Annotated in this window: 16 protein-coding genes; 6 read left to right on the forward strand and 10 right to left on the reverse strand. The window is 72.3% G+C overall.

The genetic code is table 11. The features are described from left to right. Positions 1–38: 38 nt before the first annotated feature. The 8 genes from ACIBCT_RS07725 to ACIBCT_RS07760 all read right to left on the reverse strand — a co-directional run bounded on the left by ACIBCT_RS07725 (position 39) and on the right by ACIBCT_RS07760 (position 8,279). The gene (locus ACIBCT_RS07725; protein WP_399186587.1) at positions 39–419 is read right to left on the reverse strand and encodes a mycoredoxin; all 381 of its coding nucleotides are present in this window, start codon (positions 417–419) and stop codon (positions 39–41) included. A 90-nt stretch (positions 420–509) separates the two neighbouring features. Continuing rightward, positions 510–1,445, reverse strand: coding sequence for an aldo/keto reductase (locus tag ACIBCT_RS07730; RefSeq protein WP_399186588.1), 936 nt, complete (start codon positions 1,443–1,445; stop codon positions 510–512). A 153-nt stretch (positions 1,446–1,598) separates the two neighbouring features. Further along, complete coding sequence (locus ACIBCT_RS07735; RefSeq protein ID WP_399186589.1) at positions 1,599–2,621, reverse strand: ABC transporter permease; 1,023 nt, start codon at positions 2,619–2,621, stop codon at positions 1,599–1,601. After that, positions 2,618–4,111 (reverse strand): sugar ABC transporter ATP-binding protein, encoded by a 1,494-nt coding sequence (locus ACIBCT_RS07740; protein ID WP_399186590.1) that lies wholly within the window; start codon positions 4,109–4,111, stop codon positions 2,618–2,620. Before ACIBCT_RS07740 ends, ACIBCT_RS07735 begins: the two co-directional genes overlap by 4 nt. Beyond that, positions 4,111–5,175, reverse strand: coding sequence for a sugar ABC transporter substrate-binding protein (locus ACIBCT_RS07745; RefSeq protein WP_399186592.1), 1,065 nt, complete (start codon positions 5,173–5,175; stop codon positions 4,111–4,113). Before ACIBCT_RS07745 ends, ACIBCT_RS07740 begins: the two co-directional genes overlap by 1 nt. A gap of 59 nt (positions 5,176–5,234) precedes the next feature. After that, a complete protein-coding gene (locus ACIBCT_RS07750; RefSeq protein WP_399186593.1) occupies positions 5,235–5,981 on the reverse strand; it encodes an SDR family NAD(P)-dependent oxidoreductase in 747 nt (248 codons plus the stop codon). After that, complete coding sequence (locus ACIBCT_RS07755; RefSeq protein ID WP_399186594.1) at positions 5,974–7,413, reverse strand: L-fuconate dehydratase; 1,440 nt, start codon at positions 7,411–7,413, stop codon at positions 5,974–5,976. Before ACIBCT_RS07755 ends, ACIBCT_RS07750 begins: the two co-directional genes overlap by 8 nt. After that, a complete protein-coding gene (locus tag ACIBCT_RS07760) occupies positions 7,410–8,279 on the reverse strand; it encodes a fumarylacetoacetate hydrolase family protein (RefSeq protein WP_399186595.1) in 870 nt (289 codons plus the stop codon). The genes ACIBCT_RS07755 and ACIBCT_RS07760 overlap by 4 nt, the downstream gene beginning before the upstream one ends. 483 nt (positions 8,280–8,762) lie before the next feature. Between ACIBCT_RS07760 and ACIBCT_RS07765 the strand changes: the two genes are divergently transcribed. Both ACIBCT_RS07765 and ACIBCT_RS07770 read left to right on the forward strand, forming a co-directional pair. Next, entirely contained in the window at positions 8,763–11,138 is a 2,376-nt protein-coding gene (locus ACIBCT_RS07765) for a glycosyl hydrolase family 95 catalytic domain-containing protein (protein ID WP_399186596.1), read from the forward strand. Between the two features lie 237 nt (positions 11,139–11,375). Further along, on the forward strand, positions 11,376–12,581 hold the full coding sequence (locus tag ACIBCT_RS07770) for a cytochrome P450 (protein ID WP_399186597.1): 1,206 nt from the start codon (positions 11,376–11,378) through the stop codon (positions 12,579–12,581). 140 nt (positions 12,582–12,721) lie between these two features. Here the strand turns inward: ACIBCT_RS07770 and ACIBCT_RS07775 are convergent, their stop codons facing one another. Beyond that, positions 12,722–13,921 (reverse strand): macrolide family glycosyltransferase, encoded by a 1,200-nt coding sequence (locus ACIBCT_RS07775; RefSeq protein WP_399186598.1) that lies wholly within the window; start codon positions 13,919–13,921, stop codon positions 12,722–12,724. 357 nt (positions 13,922–14,278) lie between these two features. Here ACIBCT_RS07775 and ACIBCT_RS07780 point away from each other — a divergent pair, with 357 nt between their 5' ends. Beyond that, complete coding sequence (locus ACIBCT_RS07780) at positions 14,279–15,256, forward strand: L,D-transpeptidase (protein ID WP_399186599.1); 978 nt, start codon at positions 14,279–14,281, stop codon at positions 15,254–15,256. A 55-nt stretch (positions 15,257–15,311) separates the two neighbouring features. Here ACIBCT_RS07780 and ACIBCT_RS07785 read toward each other — a convergent pair whose 3' ends face one another. Next, positions 15,312–16,340 (reverse strand): GDP-mannose 4,6-dehydratase, encoded by a 1,029-nt coding sequence (locus ACIBCT_RS07785; protein WP_399186600.1) that lies wholly within the window; start codon positions 16,338–16,340, stop codon positions 15,312–15,314. Positions 16,341–16,630: 290 nt separating this feature from the next. On the opposite strand from ACIBCT_RS07785, the gene ACIBCT_RS07790 reads away from it, so the two are divergent. The 3 genes from ACIBCT_RS07790 (at position 16,631) to ACIBCT_RS07800 (ending at position 19,758) form a co-directional block, all read left to right on the forward strand. After that, entirely contained in the window at positions 16,631–17,875 is a 1,245-nt protein-coding gene (locus tag ACIBCT_RS07790) for a glycosyltransferase family 4 protein (RefSeq protein WP_399186601.1), read from the forward strand. 40 nt (positions 17,876–17,915) lie between these two features. Continuing rightward, a complete protein-coding gene (locus tag ACIBCT_RS07795) occupies positions 17,916–18,629 on the forward strand; it encodes a methyltransferase domain-containing protein (RefSeq protein WP_344893778.1) in 714 nt (237 codons plus the stop codon). Positions 18,630–18,705: 76 nt separating this feature from the next. Continuing rightward, complete coding sequence (locus ACIBCT_RS07800; protein ID WP_399186602.1) at positions 18,706–19,758, forward strand: prenyltransferase; 1,053 nt, start codon at positions 18,706–18,708, stop codon at positions 19,756–19,758. The last annotated feature ends 536 nt before the right edge of the window (positions 19,759–20,294 follow it).

A 20,294-nucleotide genomic window follows, 5' to 3' on the forward strand; every position in this document is an offset into this window, starting at 1 on the left:
GGGACGGGGCACGCCCCCGCCACCGCCCCCCGGCCGGTCTAGGGACGCTCACCGGTGCCGGACGCCGGGGGCGGCGGCTCGGCCCTGGCCGCGGTGAGCACCTGGCTCGCGGACGGGTTCACCATCGCCCTCCCGGCCACGGTCACGGTCGGCACGGTCTCGTTCCCGTCCGCGACCGAGCGGACGAACGCCGCCGCGTCGGGGTCCTTCCAGATGTCGACCTCGCTGTAGCGCAGGCCCGTGAGGCGCAGGCGGGTGCGCAGCCTCATGCAGTACGGGCAACCGGGCCGCCAGTAGAGGACCACGCCCTCCCGGTCCGCCTCCCGGTGCGACGTCGCCCGGTCGCGCCGGGGAAGGTTCGTGACGACGAGCACCAGGCCCGCGATGACGAGCAGGACGATCGAGACCGTGGATGACATGGGAGGAGTATCGCAAACCCCTCCTGCTTCGGCCCAGCGGACCTTCACTCCGGCCGGGTGAGCCCGCCGGGACGATCCGGCCGGACGCGTTCAGGAGATCAGGCCCTCGGCGGTGAGGTCGGCCCACAGGTCGCCGGGCACCGGGCGGGCGGTCAGGGCGGCGTTGCGGGCGACCTCGTCGGCGGAGCGGGCCCCGACCACGACGGAGGCGACCGCGGGGTGGCGCAGCGGGAAGGCCAGGGCGGCCTGCGGCAGGGTGACGCCGTGGCGTTCGCAGACCGAGGCGATGCGGCGGGCGCGCTCCAGCAGCGGGCCCGGGGCCGGGGCGTAGTCGTAGGTGCCCGACGGGTCGTGGGTGGCCAGCAGTCCGCTGTTGAACACCCCCGCGGCCAGCACCGACACGCCGCGCTCCCGGCAGAGCGGCAGCAGCTCCTCCTGCCCGGACTGGTCCAGCAGGGTGTGGCGCCCGGCGAGCATGACCAGGTCGACGCCGGTCTCGCGGACGAAGCGGGTGAGCATCGCCGTCTGGTTCATCCCGACCCCGACGGCCTTGACGACGCCCGCGTCGCGCAGCTCCGCCAGCGCGGGGTACGCCTCGGAGACGGCCTGCTCCCAGTGGTCGTCCGGGTCGTGGATCAGGACGAGGTCGGCCGCGTCGAGCCCGAGCCGCTCCAGGCTCTCCTCCAGCGACCGCCGCACCCCGTCGCGCGAGAAGTCCCAGACCCGGCGCGAGGAGGCCGGGACGTCGAAGCCCTGGTCGTCCCGGCCGAAGGGGCCGTCGCCCTCCACGGGGACGATCAGGCGGCCGACCTTGGTCGACAGGACGTAGGAGTCGCGGGGACGGCCGGCGAGGGCGGCGCCGAGCCGCCGTTCCGACAGGCCGAGCCCGTAGTGGGGCGCGGTGTCGAACAGGCGGATCCCCGCCTCGTAGGCCGCGTCCACCGCCGCCCGCGCCTCGTCCTCGCCGACGGGAGAGAACAGGTTCCCGATCGGGGCCGCGCCGAAGCCGTACCTGCTGACCTGCACCGGCCACTCCGTTCCTGACAGGACGATCCCTCCGGTACGAGGGCGGTCCCCGGTACCGTCTCATGCTCCCGCGACCGAGGGACACGCGCCCTCCCCGTACCCGGACGGGCCCCGGGGCCCGTACGGCCACCGGGGTCCTTCCGGCCGGGTGCGTCAGTCCTGGGCCTTGCCTCCGGCCAGGCGGCTGATCATCAGGGCGACCAGGATGATCGAGCCGTAGACGAGCTGCTTCCACTCGCCGGGGACGCCCTTGAGGGTGAGGATGTTCTCCACCAGGCCGATCACCAGCACGCCGGTGAGCGCGCCGAGGATCGTCCCCTTGCCGCCGTCCATGCTGACGCCGCCGATGACCGCCGCGGCGAAGGCCATGAAGATCCAGCCGACGCCCTGGTTGGCGCTGATGCCGCCCAGGCGGCCGGTCTCCAGCACCCCGGCGAGCGCGGCGACGACGCCGCCGATGACGAAGACGACCCACACGACCCGCTCGACCCTGATGCCGGCCGCGCGGGCCGCGTCGGCGTTGCCGCCGATGGCGTACAGCGAGCGGCCGGCCCGGAAGTAGCCGAGCGCGACGATGGCCACCGCGAACAGGACGCCGGTGATCCAGATCGCCGCGGGCAGGCCGAGCCAGACGGCGCTGCCCAGGTAGAGGAACGACGCGGGCAGCTCGAACAGGCTCCGGCCCTGGGTGAGACCCAGGTGCAGGCCGTGCACGACGATCATCATGGCCAGCGTGACGATGAAGGCCGACAGCTGGAAGCGCAGGATCAGAAAGCCGTTGAAGGCTCCGACCAGGCCGCCGACCAGCAGGCAGAGCGGGAGCGCCAGGATGGCGGGCAGGTCCAGGCCGAACCCGCCGGCCGCCACCGGGATGACCAGCATCACCCCGACCGCGGGCGCCATGCCGACCGTGGACTCCAGCGACAGGTCGAACTTCCCGCTGATCAGGATCAGCGCCTCGGCGAGCACCACCAGCGCCAGGGCCGACTGCTGCTGGAGCACGTTGGTCAGGTTGCCGGTGGTCAGGAAGATCGGGTCCACGAAGGAACCGGCGATCAGCAGGACGACGATCACCGGGACCAGGGTGAGGTCGCGGAACCGCCCGAGCCTGAGGCCGTGTCCGCGCGAGGCGGCCGGCGCCGCCGGTGCGGGCGGGGAGGTCTGTGTCGTGGTCATGGGTCGATACCTTCCATCGCCGCCACCAGCTCGTTGTCGGTCCAGCCGCGCGGCACGTCCCTGACGATCCTGCCGTGGAACATGACCAGGACGCGGTCGCAGATCCGCAGGTCGTCGAGTTCGTCGGAGACCAGCACGGCCCCTGCGCCCCGGCCGGCCGCGTCCTCCACGGCGCCGAGGAGGGAGTGCTTGGCCTTGACGTCCACCCCGGCCGTCGGGTCGATGACCACGAGCGCGCGGGGGTCGTCGGCGAGCGCCCTGGCCAGCACCACCTTCTGGGCGTTGCCGCCGGACAGGTCGGCCACCGGCTGGTCGGGGCCCGTCGTCTTGATGTCCAGCCGCTCGATCATCCGGGCGCCGCGCTCGCGGCGGCGGGCCGGGGAGACCGTGCCGTAGCGGCCGAGCCGGTGGGCGATCGGGATGGTCGCGTTCTCGGCGATCGACAGCAGCGGGACGAAGCCCTGCCGGTGCCGGTCCTGGGGGACGAACCCGAGGCCCGCGCGGAGCGCGGAGGGCACGTCGCCCGGCCGGACGTCGACGCCGTTGACGGTCACCGTCCCGGTGTCGGCCCGGTGCAGGCCGACCAGGGTCTCGGCGAGGCCGACCTTGCCGCTGCTGCCGGACCCGGCCAGGCCGACGATCTCGCCCGCGCGGACGGTGAGGTCCACGTTCTCGTAGCGGCCGGCCAGGCCGAGCCCGCGCGCGGACAGCACCACCGGGGCCGAGGGGTCGGCCGTGCGGGTGCGGTACGCGTAGGCCGCGGTCGCCTCACCGGTCATCGCGTCCACCAGCCGGTCGTGCGGCAGGTCGCCGACCGCGGAGGTGACGATGTGCCGGGCGTCGCGGAAGACCGAGACGCTCTGGCAGATCTCGTACACCTCCTCCAGGTGGTGGGAGATGAACATCATCGTGACGCCCTGCTCGCGCAGCGCGCGCATCCGGTCGAAGAGCCGCTGGATGGCGGGCCCGTCGAGCTGGGCGGTGGGCTCGTCCAGGATGACGAAACGGGCGCCGAACGACAGCGCCCTGGCGATCTCCAGGAGCTGGCGCTGCTCGACGCCGAGGTCCGCGGCCATGGTGCCGGCGTCGACGTCCACCCCGTACTGGTCCAGCAGTTCCCGGGCCCGGCCGCGCAGGCTCCGCCAGCTGATCGCGCCGCGGTCGGTCTGGCGGTTCAGGAAGAGGTTCTCCGCCACCGTCAGGGTGGGGATGATCGTCGACTTCTGGTAGACGCACGCGACGCGCCGCCGCCAGGCGTCCCGGTCCGCCATCGGCGGCGCGGGCTCGCCGGCGAAGCGGACCTCTCCCTCGTCGGGGCGCTGCAGGCCGGTCAGGATCGACACCAGGGTGGACTTGCCCGCGCCGTTCCTGCCGACGAGCGCGTGCGTCTCCCCCTCGGTGATCGCGATCCCGGCCCCGTCGAGCGCGACGGTCGGCCCGAAGCGCTTGGTGATCCCGAGCGCCTCGACCGCCTTGACGGATGGTGTCATCACTTGACCTGGTTGCCCCAGAGGGCCTTGTCGTCCACGTTCTCCTTGGTGACCAGCGGCGCGGGGAGCTGGTCCTCCAGGCCGTTCGGCAGCTGGATGATCGTGCTGCCGTGGTCGGTGGGGCCGGGTGCGAAGGTCTTGCCCTCGATCGCGGCCTTGGCGTAGAAGAGCGCGTACTTCGCGTACAGGTCGGCGGGCTGGGAGACCGTGGCGTCGATCTCGCCCTTGCGGATGGCGTCGAACTCCTGCGGGATGCCGTCGTTGGAGACCACGAAGACGTGCTCGGGGTCCTCCGGCGGCACGATGAGGTTCTTGGCCTTGAGCACCTGGAGGGTGGGGGCCAGGTGGACGCCTCCGGCGTGCATGTACACGCCCTTGATGTCCGGGTGCTGCTGGAGGCGGGTCTGCAGCATCGAGGCGGCCTTGGTGCCCTCCCACTCGGTGGGCTCGTCGAAGACCGTGATGCCGGGGAACTTCTCCTTCATGCAGCCGCGGAACGCCTCGGCCCGGTCGCGGCCGTTGATCGACCCGAGGGCGCCCATGAGCTGGACGACCTTGCCCTTGCCGCCGAGCTTCTCGCCGAGGAACTCGCACGCCTGGGTGCCGTACGCCTTGTTGTCGGCGCGCACCACCATGTAGACCTTGCCCTTGTCGGGGCGGGTGTCCACGGTGACGACCGGGATGTTCCTGGTCTCCAGAGTCTGCAGGGTGGAGGCGATGGCGCCGGTGTCCTGCGGTGCCATGACGATCGCCTTGGCGCCCTGCCCGGTGAGGGCCTGGGTGTTGGCGACCAGCTTGGCCACGTCGTTCTGCGAGTTGGTCGGCGGCATCAGGTCGACGCCCAGCTCGGCCGCCATCCGGGGGACGTACTTGTTGTACGAGTTCCAGAAGTCGGAGTCGGCACGGGGGAAGTCGATCCCGACCTTGCCGCCCTTGGCCGCGGCGTCACCGGTGGGCCGGGCGCCCGTGGTGGCGGTGCCGGCGGGCTCGGAGGAGCCGCAGGCCGAGAGCGTGAGGGCGAGGGCGAGCAGTGCCGCGCCCGTCGCCGCGGGTCGAATGTTCATGTCGTTGCCTCTGTTCGAGCCGTGCGAAGGGTGAGTGGGTCGGTGGGACCCGGGAGGGGTCATGTCCTGGGCCGGAGTCTGAGGCCCTGCATGCCGCCGTCGACGGCCAGGACGGTCCCGGTGGTGGACGCCGTGAGCGGGCTCGCCAGGTAGGCGATGGCCGCGGCGACCTCGGGGGCGCTCACCAGACGCCCCATCGGCTGACGGTTCTCCAGCGCCGCCCGTTCGGCGGCCGGGTCGTCGGCCGCCGCCAGCAGGCGCTGCACCCAGGGGGTGTCGGCGGTGCCGGGGTTGACGCAGTTGACGCGGATCCCCTCCCCAACGTGGTCGGCCGCCATCGCCAGGGTCAGCGATTGGATGGCCCCCTTGGACGCGCTGTAGAGCGCCCGCCGGGGAAGGCCGGCCGTCGCCGCGATCGAGCAGGTGTTGACGATCGCGGCGTGCTCGGAGCGGCGCAGGTGCGGCAGGGCCGCCCGGGTGACCCGGACGATGCCCAGGAGGTTGACGTCCAGGACCCGCAGCCACTCCTCGTAGGGGTTGTCCTCGATCGTGCCGGCGGCACCGATCCCGGCGTTGTTGACCAGGACGTCCAGCCCGCCGAGCCGTTCGGCGGCCTCGGCGACGGCGGCGCGGACCGCGCCCTCGTCGGTGACGTCCGCCCTGACCTCGGCGAACGGGCCGCCGGAGGCGTTGACGTCCAGCGAGGCCACGCCCGCGCCCCGCTCGGCCAGCAGGGTGGCGGTGGCCAGGCCGATGCCGGAGCCCCCGCCGGTGACCAGGGCGCGCAGGCCGTCGAACTCACCCATTGAGGGACCTCCATACCGGGCCGTCGGGATAGCCGTGGTCGGCGATCGACGAGGGGTGCATGGCCGCGCCGAAGCCGGGCACGCTCGGCGCGACGTAGGCGCCGTTCTCGATCACCACGGGGTCGGCGAAGTGCTCGTGCAGGTGGTCGACGTACTCGATCACCCGGTTCTCCATCGAGCCGCTCACCGCGACGTAGTCGAACATCGACAGGTGCTGCACCAGCTCGCACAGGCCGACCCCGCCCGCGTGCGGGCAGACCGGGACGCCGAACTTGGCGGCGAGCAGCAGGATCGCGACGTTCTCGTTGACGCCCGCGACGCGGGCCGCGTCGATCTGCAGGTACGAGATGGCCTCGGCCTGCAGGAGCTGCTTGAAGACCATGCGGTTCTGCACGTGCTCGCCGGTGGCGACCGGGATGGGCGCGATGCCCCGCGCGATGGCGGCGTGGCCGAGCACGTCGTCGGGACTGGTGGGCTCCTCCACCCAGTGCGGGCGGAACTCGGCCAGGGCGTTCACCCAGGTGATGGCCGTGCCGACGTCCCAGCGCTGGTTGGCGTCGATCGCGATGGGGAAGTCCTCGCCGCAGGTGTCACGGGCGATGCGCATCCGCCGCCGGTCGTCCTCCAGGTCGGCGCCGACCTTCAGCTTGATCTGGGTGAAGCCGTCCCTCATGGCCTCCTCGCACAGGCGGCGCAGCTTGTCGTCGTCGTAGCCGAGCCAGCCGGGCGAGGTGGTGTAGGCCGGGTAGCCGTGCTCGCGCAGGTGGGCGATCCGCTCGCGCCTCCCGGGTTCGGCGGCGCGCAGGATGTCCAGCGCCTCGTCCGGGGTGAGGGCGTCGGTGAGGTAGCGGAAGTCGACCAGGCCGACGAGCTCCTCGGGCGACATCTCGGCCAGCAGCAGCCAGAGCGGCTTTCCCGCCCGCTTGGCCTTGAGGTCCCAGAGCGCGTTGACCACCGCGGAGATCGCCATGTGCATGACGCCCTTCTCCGGACCGAGCCAGCGCAGCTGGGAGTCGTGGACCATGTCCTTCCAGAGCGTGCCCATGTCCTCGGTGTCCCTGTCGAGCACGTACGGCTCCAGGGCCCTGATCGCGGCGGTCTGCACCTCGTTGCCGCGTCCGATGGTGAACGCGAAGCCGTGGCCCTCGAAGCCGTCGTCGGTGCTCAGCACGAGGTAGGCGGCCGAGTAGTCGGGGTCGGGGTTCATCGCGTCGGAGCCGTCGAGCTCCAGCGAGGTGGGGAAGCGGATGTCGTGGGTGCGCATCGAGACGATGCGGTACGTGCCGCTCGCGCCGGGGACCGTACCGGAGGCGGTGACCTCGTGAGCGGTGGCGTCGGGGGCGTCGGTGGCGTCGGGGGCGTCGGGGGCGTCGGTGGCACGGGCGGGGGCGTCGGGAGCGGGGGCCGGGCCGGGGGCGGTCAGTTCGCTCATGCCTGTCCCACGGTCTGCCGCTGGCGGCCGAGACCGTCGATCTCCAGCTCCATGACCTGGCCCGCCCGCAGGTACGGGGTGCCGGGCAGGCCGAGCGCGACGCCCGCCGGGGTGCCGGTGTTGATCAGGTCGCCGGGTTCGAGGACCATGAACCGGCTCAGGTAGCGGACGATCTCCGCCACGGTGAAGATCATGTCGTGGGTGCCGCCGTCCTGGTGGCGGGTGCCGTCCACCCACAGGCGCAGGCCCAGGGCCTGCGGATCGGCGATCTCGTCGGCGGTGACCAGCCAGGGGCCGAGCGGGTTGAAGGTCTCGCACGACTTTCCCTTGTCCCACTGGCCGCCGCGCTCCAGCTGGAACTCCCGCTCGGAGACGTCGTTGGAGATCGCGTACCCGGCGACCTTGGACAGCGCCTCCTCGTGCGTCTCGACGTAGCGCGCCGTCCCGCCGATCACGACGGCCAGCTCGACCTCCCAGTCGGTCTTCACGCTTTCCCTGGGGACGAGCACCTCGTCGTACGGGCCGATCACCGTGCCGGGGGCCTTCATGAAGACGATCGGCTCGGCCGGGATGGCGGCGTTCGTCTCGGCCGCGTGGTCGCGGTAGTTGAGGCCGATGCACACGATCTTCCCCGGCCTGGCGATCGGGGCGCCGATCCGCAGCCCCTCGGCCTCCAGCACGGGAAGCTCGTCCCGCTCCAGCGCCGCGCGGACACGGGCCACACCCCCGGAGGCGAGGAACGCCCCGTCGATCTCGGCCTCCGGGATTTCACGGAGGTTACCGGCCTCGTCCAGGACGGCCGGCCGCTCCTGGCCGACGGGTCCCACGCGCAGCAGCTTCACACCGCACCCTTCGCTCGATGTCATCAATACATCCGATGTCTTGTCCCGTGATGCTGAACGACGTTCGGGGCCGGTGTCAACCCTTCGCGGGCCTATACATCCGATCCGTTACCCGGAAGAATCCGCAGATGGGCAGGGGAGGATCCGATCATCGCCCGGTTTTGACGTGATAGATCGGAGTTCCCTCCGAAGGGAGAAAGGAAGATCGTCGATGTCGTTCGAGGCGGGGAACGGGATCCGGAATGATCGCCCCGTATCAAACATCGGAGGACGCTTCCCCGGTTACGTCGCGGTTTCGGCACCGTCCCCGGAAACGTGCCCGTCTCGCGGCCGAAAGGTCCGCGACCGGGTCCTCAACCGGTTCCTCGGCCGGGCCCGCGCCGGGCGGTCCCGAAGGCCCGCCGCCGGGGCCGCGCGAGGCGGTCCGGCGGGGAGCCCCCGGCACCGCGCCCCCTTCCATCCGGCCGTACGGCCCCGATCCCGCCACCACCGGAGCAGTGAACGATCATGACGACACCGCACCCCGACGACCCGGTCCTCCGGTACGACGCGCCCGCGACCGACTGGGAGACCCAGGCGCTGCCGATCGGCAACGGCGCGCTGGGCGCCATGGTGTTCGGCGGCGTCGGCCGCGAACGGATCCAGTTCAACGAGAAGTCCCTGTGGACCGGCGGACCCGGTTCCGAGGGCTACGACCACGGCGACTGGACCCGTCCGCGGCCCGGGGCGCTCGCCGAGGTCAGGGCGCGCATCGACGCCGAGGGCAGGATGTCCCCCGAGGCGGTGGCCGCCCTGCTCGGGCAGCCGAGACGGGGGTACGGCGCCTACCAGCCCTTCGGCGACCTCTGGATCGACCTGGCGGACGGGTCCGGGACGTCCGGAAGGTCCGGAGGGTCCGGAGGGGCCGAAGAGAGCGACAGGGACGGCGCGGGCGTGACCGGTTACCGGCGGGAGCTGGATCTGGGCGAGGCCGTCGCCAGGGTCGGCTACACCTCGGGCGGGGTGGAGCACCTGCGCGAGTACTTCGCCTCCCACCCCGGCGGCGTCGTCGTCGGGCGGATCTCCACCGGCACCCCGGGCCGGGTCTCCTTCACGCTGCGCCTGTCGTGCCCGCACCCCGGCGCGCGGGTCACGGTGTCCGGGGGACGCCTGATCCTGCGGGGCGCGCTCGCCGACAACGGCATGAGGTTCGAGGCGCAGGTCCAGGTCGTCGCGCGCGGCGGCACCCGCGTCGACGGCGACGGTCACGTCACCGTCGAGGGTGCCGACGAGGCGGTGTTCGTGCTGTCGGCGGGCACCGACTACGCCGACGTCCACCCCCGCTACCGGGGCGCCGACCCGCGCGCCCGGGTCACCGCGGCGGTGGACGAGGCGGCCGGCACGCCGTACGAGCGGCTCAGGGCCGTCCACCGGGCCGACCACCGGGCGCTGTTCGACCGGTGCCGGCTGGACCTCGCCCCCCTCCCCGCGGACGTCCCGACCGACAGGCTCCGCGCCGCCTACACCGGGGGCCCCTCGGACGGCGACCGGGCGCTGGAGGCGCTGTTCTTCGCCTACGGCCGCTACCTGCTCATCGCCTCCTCCCGGCCGGGGTCCCTCCCGGCCAACCTGCAGGGGGTGTGGAACGACTCGGTGAACCCTCCCTGGTCGGCCGACTACCACGTCAACATCAACCTGCAGATGAACTACTGGCCCGCCGAGCCGGCCAACCTGGCCGAGACGGCCGAGCCGTACGACCGCTACGTCACGTCACTGGTGGCGCCCGGCCGCGAGAGCGCGCGGCGGATGTTCGGCGCGCGCGGCTGGGTGGTGCACGACGAGACCACCCCGTTCGGCTTCACCGGCGTGCACGACTGGGCCACCGCGTTCTGGTTCCCGGAGGCGGCGGCCTGGCTGGCCCGGCAGATGTACGAGCGTCACCTGTTCGGCGCCGGCCCGTCCTACCTGCGCGGGACCGCGTACCCGGTGATGCGGGAGGCCGCGGTGTTCTGGCTGGACACCCTGCACGTCGACCCGCGCGACGGCACGCTGGTGGTCTCCCCGAGCTACTCCCCCGAGCACGGCGACTTCTCCGCGGGCGCCGCCATGTCCCAGCAGATCGTCCTCGACCTGCTCACCACCACCCTGGAGGCGGCCCGGGAACTCGGGGAGGACCCCGCCCTCCAGGCGGAGATCGCGGACGCGCTGGCCAGGCTCGACCCGGGCGTCCGGATCGGGTCCTGGGGGCAGCTGCAGGAGTGGAAGGGCGACTGGGACGACCCCGGCGACACCCACCGGCACCTGTCGCACCTGTACGCCCTGCATCCGGGCTCCCGGGTGAGGGCCAGCACTCCGGAGGCGGAGGCGGCCCGGGTCTCGCTCACCGCGCGGGGCGACGGCGGCACCGGCTGGAGCAAGGCGTGGAAGATCAATTTCTGGGCGCGGCTGCTGGACGGGGACCACGCCCACCGGATGCTCGCCGAGCAGCTCAGGGGCTCCACCCTGGACAACCTCTGGGACACCCACCCGCCGTTCCAGATCGACGGCAACTTCGGCGCCGTCTCCGGCATGGCCGAGATGCTGCTGCAGAGCGCGCACGGCACGGTCCACGTGCTGCCCGCGCTGCCGGCGGCCTGGCCGCGGGGCTCGGTCACCGGCCTGCGCGCCCGCGGGGACGTGACCGTGGACGTCTCCTGGACCGGTGGCACGGCCGCGAGGATCGTCCTCCGTGCGGGCAGGACCGGCCCGCTCAAGGTCCGCGCGGCCGTGATCGCCGGTCCCCACGACGTCCGGGACGCCGCGGGCGGGAGACCCCGCACGACCCGCGACGGGGACCTGCTGACCATCGACGCCCGCGCCGGGGAGTCCTACACCGTCACCGCCGACGCGGGGGCACCGGGTTGACGGACCCCCCGTCGCGTAATAGAACACGTTTCAGAAAGGTATCCTGCCAAGCGTACGCTCGAACGCTCGGCGGTTCGGTGTGCCCGGCGGTGGACAGGGACTCCGGCGACCGCCGCGTCCGCGACGGCCGTCCCGCGAGGAACGCGCCGCCCGGACGAAGGGCACGTCATCCGCGCCCGCGGGCCCCCCGGCCCGCGCGCCGTCCGAGAACGCCGACCCGGCTCCGCAGGAGGACCGATGGACATCGATCTGGTCGACCAGGATTTCTACTGGCGGAACGGCGCCCCGTACGACCAGATGGCCTGGCTGAGGGCCAACGCGCCGGTCTACGCGCATCCGGGGGACGCCGAGCGGGGCTGGCCCGGCTTCTGGGCGGTCACCAAGCACGCCGACGTGGTGCACGTCTCCCGCCACTCCGACCTGTTCTCCTCCAGCAGGAAGCTCGCGCTCTTCAACGAGGTCCCCGAGGACCAGCGGGCCCTGCAGCGGCTGATGATGCTCAACCAGGACCCGCCGGAGCACACCCGGCGCCGCTCCCTGGTCAACCGGGGCTTCACCCCGCGCATGATGGGCGCCCTGGAGGGGCACATCCGCGAGATCTGTCACCAGCTGGTGGACGAGGCCAAGGGACGCGGCTCGGTCGACTTCGTCCGGGACATCTCGGCCCCGCTGCCGCTGTACGTGATCTGCGAGCTGCTCGGCGCCCCGCCCGAGGACCGGGACAAGCTCTTCAACTGGTCCAACCAGATGATCGGGGCCGAGGACCCGGACTACGCGGCCGACCCCGGCGAGGGGGCGAACGCGGCCGGTGAGGTCTACGCCTACGCCAACGCGCTGGCCGCCGAACGTCGCCGGCAGCCCCGCGAGGACATCGTCACCAAGCTGATCATGCCCGACGCCGCGGGGGACACGCTCACCGAGGAGGAGTTCGACCTGTTCGTGCTGCTGCTCGTGGTGGCGGGCAACGAGACGACCCGCAACGCCGCCTCCGGGGGCATGCTGGCCTTCTTCGAGCACCCCGAGCAGTGGCGGCGCCTGGTCGCCGACCCCTCGCTCGCCGGCACCGCGGCCGACGAGATCGTCCGCTGGGTCTCCCCGGTGAACCTCTTCCGCCGTACGGCCACCACCGACACGGTGATCGGCGGGCAGGAGGTCAAGGAGAACGACAAGATCGTGGTCTTCTACAGCTCCGCCAACCGCGACGAGGACGTGTTCGCCGACCCGGACACCTTCGACATCGGCCGCGACCCCAACCCGCAGATCGGCTTCGGTGGTGGCGGGGCCCACTTCTGCCTCGGCAACCACCTGGCCAAGCTGGAGCTGCGGGTGCTCTTCGAGGTGCTGGCCGAGCGGCTGCCGAAGCTGGAGCAGGCGGGCCCGGCCCGCCGCCTGCGCTCCAACTTCATCAACGGCATCAAGGACCTGCCGGTCACCGTGGGCTGAGTCCGGGCCGGGACCCGGGACCCGAGTCCGGGCCGGGATCCGGGACGGCCGGGGTGCCGGACGGCCCGGGTTCGAAGAGGCCGGGTCCGGGAGGACCGGCCCCCGGGAGGGTCGGGGTCCGGGAGGGCCGGGGTCCGCGTCTAGCGGGACGGGACACCGGCCAGCATCTCCTCGATCAGGGCGACCGCCCGGGGGGTGCCGCCCTCCGCGCGGACCTCGGCCCGGATCCCGGCCAGCCGCTCGGCGACCCGCGGATCGGTGGTGAGGTCGAGCAGGGCCGTGCGCAGCGCCTCGGGGGTGGCGTCCCCGGTGTCGATCCGGCGGCCGACGCCGAGCTCCACCAGCCTGTCGGCGTTGCCGAACTGGTCGGCGGCCTGGGGAACGGCGATCATCGGGACGCCGCAGTACAGGCCCTCCTGGGTGCCGCCCATGCCCGCGTGGGTGACGAACGCGTCGGCCTGTTCCAGGATCGACAGCTGCGACACCCAGCGGTGCACCTCGACGTTGGACGGGATCTCCCCCAGGCCGTCGAGGTCGATGTGCCTGCCGATCTGCAGCACCACGTGCCAGCCGGGCAGGTCACCGAAGGCGGTCAGGCAGGCGCGGTAGAAGTCGGGCACGTCGGTGAAGGTCGACCCGAGCGAGACGAGCAGGACCTTCTCCGCTCCCTCGGGGCGCTTCCAGGGCTCCTGGTGGGGCCGCACCGAGAAGCACGGCCCGGTGAAGGTGATCCTGGCCGGGTCGACCCGGTCCGCGTTGGGCTGCATGACCTTCGGGATGAGCGCCAGCGCCCGGGGCGGGCGTCCGGAGAACTCGTGGGAGTCGAGGTGGCCGAGGCCGTTGTCCGCGAGCCACTCGTCGAAGCGCCGGTAGTGCTCGGCGCCGCCCGGGGCCTTCTCGAACTCCTCGATCATCGGCGCCATGTCCTCGCGGTAGCCCTCCCAGGCCACGTACGTCGGTGAGAGCTGCATCAGCGGGATCCCCCAGTTCTCCGCGAGCACCCGCACGGCGTACCCGCCGATGTCGTAGAGGAACAGGTCGGGACGGTCGTTCTCGTACGCGGCGCGCAGCGTCGGCAGCATCGCCATCGCGTCACGCAGGAAGAGGTCGATCTGGCCGACCGGATCCTCGGGCCACGTACCGGAGTCCACCTTGGGCAGGAGCGAGTCGTAGAGCACCGGCTCGGCCCCGGCCTCCGCGACGATCTCGGCGTAGGAGGGGTCGTTGGCGTAGGTCACCCGGTGCCCCCGGGCGGCCAGTTCCCTGATCACCTCGATGCTCGGGTTCACGTGACCCGGGGCCGGGATACTGACCATGGCGATGTGGGCGCGGCGGGTCATGGGGTCCTCCGAAGGCTGGGAAGCTTTCTCGCGAGACGTCTCGTCTCGCGATGAGCCCAAGCATGCACCCGAGGCCCCGATCATGTCAAGACGGTACGTCTCGTCTCCCTGAAGGACCGTCGGTGATCCGTTCGGAACGGGAAGCGGACCGAGCCTTCAACGAACCTTGGGCGACCCGGCGCCTCGCAGCGGGCATCGAGTCCTTGCGGGGAACGAGAGGTCGCGAGCCCGGCCGCTCCGTCCCGGGCGACGCGCTCCGGAACGACGTGATCCGAGGCGACGTGATCTGAGACGACGTCACCTGACGTGACGTGATCTGAAGCGACGTGATCTGAAGCGACGGGGGGCGCGTCCACGATGGTGAAACGGCCCACGGCCCCGGTGGCCCCCACGGCCCCGGTGACCCCGGTGGCCCCGGTGGCCCCGGTGGCCCCGGTGGCCCCGGCGGCCCTGTTCACCGCTCGACCGTCCCGCTCGCGGCTCCTCCGCCTGCTGGTCCCGCTCGGCGCGGTGCCGCTCTGCGCGCTCTCGCTCTCCTCCTGCACGCAGGGGACGCCCGCCCCGCCCACCGGGCCGTCCGCCGCGCCGCCGACGCCCCTCCTCAGCGCCGCCCCGCACGAGCCCGCCCAGCGTCAGGAGCGGATCGCCCCGCTACCGGTCCCGGCGGCGCGGCTGGCCCGGCTTCCGGCCGCCACGACGTACGCGACGCTGCGACGGGCTCCCCGCGACCCCGACCCGTTCCGGCCCGTCGACGGGCTCGTCGTCCATCCCCGGCGGGAGCAGGTGATCTACGCCCGTCCCGGCGGACCGCCGGTGGGGGTGCTGCCGCCCACCCAGCTCGCGGGCCCGACCTGGGTACCGGTGGTGGAGCGGCTCCCCGGCTGGGACCGGGTGCTGCTGCCGAGCCGGCCGAACCGGTCCACCGGCTGGCTGTACACCGGGGGCGGAGGGGTGCGCGTCGTCCGGAGCACGTACCGGGTGGAGGTCGGGCTGGCCGCGCGCAGGCTCACCGTGTTCGACGGCGACCGCGAGGTGGGCTCGTGGCCGGTGGCGGTGGGGGCGCCCGGCACGCCCACGCCCCGGGGGCGGACGTTCCTGCTCGCCTCGCTGGCACCGACCCCCGCGACCTACAGCCCGCTCTTCCTCGCGCTGGGCGCGCACTCGGGGACCCTGCGGACCTTCGAGGGAGGGCCGGGGACGATCGCCCTGCACGGCTGGCCGGACAGGACCGCGTTCGGCCGCGCGGTGAGCCACGGCTGCGTCCGGGTCCCTGCGGCCGCGTTGCGGCTGCTGTCCACGATCCCGCTGGGCAGCCCCGTCCTGATCACCGGCTGAGCGTGAAGCCGGGCACGCCGAAGGACACGAGCCGGGCCGGTCAAAGCGGAGCCGGTCAGGGCCAGGAGGAGTCCTGGTCGGGGTCGCCGCCGTCGGAGAGCAGCTTGACGTCCGCCTCGACCATCATCGCGACGAGCTCCTCGAAGGCGACCGTGGGCTCCCAGCCCAGCTGGACGCGGGCCTTCTTCGGGTCGGCGCAGAGCAGGTCGACCTCGGCCGGGCGGTGCAGGGTCTGGTCGGTGACGACGTACCGCTCCCAGTCCAGGCCGGCCGCCGTGAAGGCGGCCTGCACGAGGTCACGGACGGTGTGGGTGCGGCCGGTGCCGATCACGTAGTCCTCGGGGGCGTCCGCCTGGAGCATCAGGTGCATGGCGCGGACGTAGTCCCCGGCGAAGCCCCAGTCCCGGCGGGCCTCCATGTTGCCCAGGCGCAGCTCCGAGGCGAGACCGAGCTTGATCCTGGCCACGCCGAGCGTGACCTTGCGGGTGACGAACTCCGCACCCCTGCGCGGCGACTCGTGGTTGAACAGGATCCCCGACACCGCGTACATGCCGTACGACTCGCGGTAGTTCTGCGTCAGGAAGTGCCCGTACGCCTTGGCCACCCCGTACGGGGAACGGGGGTGGAAGGGGGTGATCTCGGTCTGCGGGGTCTCCCGGACCTGGCCGAACATCTCCGACGAGGACGCCTGGTAGAAGCGGATCTGGTCCGACCCGGCGACCGTGCGCGAGGAGGAGATCCCCGAGCAGACCCGGATGGCCTCCAGCATGCGCAGCACACCCATCCCGGTCACCTCGGCGGTGAGCTCGGCCTGCTCCCACGACATGGGGACGAAGGAGATGGCGCCCAGGTTGTAGACCTCGTCGGGCTGGACCTTCTCCACGGCCGAGATCAGCGACCCCTGGTCGAGGAGGTCGCCACGGACGAGCTGGACGTCCTGGAGCAGCTTGCGGAGCCGCGAGACGCGCGGGTTGGCCTGTCCCCGGGCGAGCCCGGCGACCTCGTACCCCTGGTCCAGCAGGCACTCGGCCAGGTAGGAACCGTCCTGCCCGGTGATGCCGGTGATCAGTGCGCGCCTGGCCAACGCGTCCTCCTCGCTTGCGGGGGCGGGACCTTGTGCGGTCTCATGCCGTTTGATTGGCGAATGTACCCTCAGACCCTCACGCGGGCATCATGCGCCTGCCCGTATCCCTAGAACACGTTACACAGAACTACGTTCGGTAAGCTCAACCTCCCAGCTCGCACGCCATGGGGCGGCCATTGGGAACAATTACACATCGGGTATAACAGAGCCACCGAATGGTAGGGTCCGAGGACTAAGGTCATCTTTCACGGTACCTGTCCCCTTTCGGACAGGATGATAAGGGGGTTGCCGTGCCGGGTGCTGAATCACTGCGGGTCGCACTGCTGTCGTATCGCAGTAAGCCGACCTGCGGTGGGCAGGGCGTCTACCTGCGCCATCTCAGCCGTGAGCTGGTCGCCCTCGGGCACAGCGTGGAGGTCTTCTCCGGCCAGCCCTACCCGGAACTGGACGAGGGCGTCGTCCTCACCAAGATCCCCAGCCTCGACCTGTACCGCGACGAGGACCCGTTCCGCACCCCCCGCCTGAGCGAGTACCGCGACTGGATCGACCTGCTGGAGGTCGGGACCATGTGGACCGCGGGCTTCCCCGAGCCGCTGACCTTCACCCTGCGGGCGTACCGGGAGCTGAAGAAGCGCGTCGGCGACTTCGACGTGGTGCAGGACAACCAGACCCTCGGCTACGGCCTGCTGGGCATCCAGAAGCTGTTCCCGGTGGTCGGGACCATCCACCACCCGATCAGCGTGGACCGGCGCATCGAGCTGAAGGCCGCCCCGCTGCGCAAGAAGATCCCGATGCGCCGCTGGTACGGCTTCGTGCGCATGCAGGCCAAGGTCGCGCCGCGCCTCGACCCGATCCTGACCGTCAGCGAGTCCTCCCTCGCCGACATCCACCGCGACTTCAACGTGCCGCAGAAGAACATGCGGCTCATCCCGCTGGGCGTCGACACCCGCTACTTCCACCCGCGCCCGGAGATGCCCAAGCGGCCCGGGTCCATCGTGGCCGTGGCCAGCGCCGACTCCCCGATGAAGGGCGTCGCCACGCTGCTGCGGGCGGTGGCCAAACTCGCCACCGAGCGCGACGTCAACCTGACCGTGGTCAGCAGGCCCACCCCGGGAGGCCCGACCGAGAAGCTCGTCGCCGAGCTGGCGCTGCAGGACCGGGTGACGTTCGTGCACGGCATCTCCGACACCGAGCTGGGCGAGCTGATCGCCACCTCGGAGATCTCCGTCGTCCCCTCCCTGTACGAGGGCTTCTCGCTGCCCGCCGTCGAGCACATGGCCTGCGGCACCCCGCTGGTCGCCAGCCGGACCGGGGCGCTGCCCGAGGTCGTCGGCGACGCCGCCGTGCAGGTGACCCCGGGAGACCCCGAGGAGCTGGCCGCGGTCCTGCGACGGCTGCACGACTCCCCCGAGGAGCGCGCCGCCGTGGGTCGCAAGGGGTACGACCGCGTCATGGAGCGCTTCACCTGGAACGTCGTGGCCCAGCGGACCGTGGAGGCCTACCACGAGGCCATCCGCGCCCGCCGGGCGAAGTGACGACCTCCCGTAACGAATCCCCCTTCACAAGGAGCGGCCAGTGCTGACCGTCGACTTCGACCGCTTGCCCGTGGGCCCCGGGAACCGGGTGCTGGACCTGGGGTGCGGCGCCGGGCGCCACGCCTTCGAGGTGCTGCGGCGCGGCGCCGACGTGGTGGCCTTCGACATGGACGCGGGGGAGCTGGAGGGCGTGGCGACCATGTTCTCCGCGATGGACAAGGCCGGGGAGGTGCCGCCCGAGGCGACCGGGGAGACCGTGACGGGCGACGCGCTGGACATGCCGTTCGAGGACGGCAGCTTCGACCGGGTGATCGCCGCGGAGGTGCTGGAGCACATCCCCGACGACATGGCCGCGATGCGGGAGATCTTCCGGGTGCTCAAGCCGGGCGGCCGGGCGGCGGTCACCGTGCCCAGCTTCCTGCCGGAGCGGATCTGCTGGGCCCTGGACGAGGCGTACCACACCGCCCCCGGGGGACATGTCCGCATCTACACGCTGGCCGAGCTGAGCGCGAAGCTCAAGTCGACGGGCTTCATCGTCGGGCCGCACCACCACGCCCACGGCCTGCACGCGCCGTACTGGTGGATCAAGTGCGCGGTCGGGGTGAACAACGACGAGCACCCGCTGGCCAAGGCGTACCACGAGCTGCTGGTCTGGGACATCATGAAGCGCCCCGCCGCCACCCGGATCGCCGAGGCGGTGCTCAACCCGCTCATCGGCAAGAGCGTGGTGCTCTACGTCCGGAAGCCGGCATGACCTTCCCGTACGGGAAGCGGCCCGGCGGGCGCTGCGGCCGGCCGGGGGACGAGGCGGTCCGCGCGGCGGAGGAGCGGTGAGCGACCCGATGGAGTGGGAGCAGGTCGTCCGGACCGCCCGGAGCATCGCGGCCGTGCAGGAGGCCGACGGCGGCGTCCCGTGGCCCGAAGGGCACGTGGACGCCTGGAACCACGTCGAGTGCCTGATGGCGATGAGCGTGGCGGGGCTGACCGGCCCGGTGCGCCGGGGGTACGACTGGCTGGCCCGCACCCAGCGGGACGACGGTTCCTGGCCGATGAAGCTGGTCGGGGGCGAGGCCGTCGAGCAGGGCGGGGAGTCCAACCACGCCGCGTACATCGCGGTCGGGGTCTGGCACGAGCTGCTGGTGACCGGGGACGAGGACTTCACCCGCGGGATGTGGCCGTCCGTCCGGGCCGCGCTGGACTTCGTGGTCGGCCTGCAGACCACCCGAGGTGAGATCGTCTGGGAACGCGCCGCGGACGGCCGCGCCGCCCGATACGCCCTGCTGACCGGGTGCGCCTCCATCCACCAGGGCCTGCGCTGCGGCGTGCTGCTGGGCGAGCACCTGGGCGACCCGCAGCCGGACTGGGAACTGGCCGCCGACCAGCTCGGCCACGTGCTCGCCGCGCACCCCGAGGCGTTCGCCGACAAGAGCCGGTTCTCGATGGACTGGTACTACCCGATCCTGGGCGGCGCGGTACGCGGCCCGGCCGCCGAGGCGCGACTGGCCGAGGAGTGGGACACGTTCGTCGAGCCGGGGCTCGGCATCCGCTGCGTCTCCGACCAGCCGTGGGTGACCGGCGCCGAGACGTGCGAGCTGGTGCTCGCGCTGGACGCGCTCGGCGACCGGGAACGGGCGGCCGGACTGTTCGCGGACATGCAGCACCTGCGGCACGAGGACGGTTCGTACTGGACCGGCTGGCAGTTCGTGAACGAGAAGTGGTTCCCGCACGAGCGCTCCGCCTACACCGCCGCCGCCGTCGTGCTCGCCGCCGACGCGCTGGCCGGGTACACCCCGGCCTCCGGGATCTTCCGCGACGCGGGCGCGTACGTGACCGACCGCCCCACCGCCGCCTGCGGGTGCAGTCACGCCCGCTCCCGGGGCTGACACAGCGCCTCCGGCACGGACGGGTGTTTTCTTTGCCCGCAACCGGAAACGCGGTGCTTGAAGGGCCGATCGCCGCTCACTACCTTCGGGTCCGTGAGTAATGCGGAGGGCACTCGTACGGTAACCCAGAGCGATGACGGCACGGACACCGGAGCGGAGACCCGGTCCGGGGCGGTCCCGGAGAGGGCCTCGGAAAGGGCTTCGGAGAAAGCCGGGACCGCGGGGAGAGACTCGGGGAGCGTTCCGGAGAAGGCCGCGGAGGCCGTCTCGGAGAAGGTTCCCGAGAAGACGTCGGAGCAGCTCCGGGAGCGGACCCCTCGCGGGGCACCGGGGACCGGGAGCACCTCCCCGCGGACCCCGGTCCCTTCGGCCCCCGCCCCTCGCGGCAGCTCGGACACGGCGATCCCGCGACCGGACACGACGAGCCCGCCGGCGACGGCGTCACCTGCCTCACCCGCGTCACCGGACCGCCCGGCACCCCCGGCCCCCCGGAACCCGACGGGCCGGTCGGTCTCCTCGCTCTCCCCGGGGGGCAG

This window comes from Streptosporangium sp. NPDC050855, assembly GCF_044456585.1.
In the GTDB taxonomy this organism is placed as follows: Bacteria; Actinomycetota; Actinomycetes; order Streptosporangiales; family Streptosporangiaceae; genus Streptosporangium; species Streptosporangium longisporum.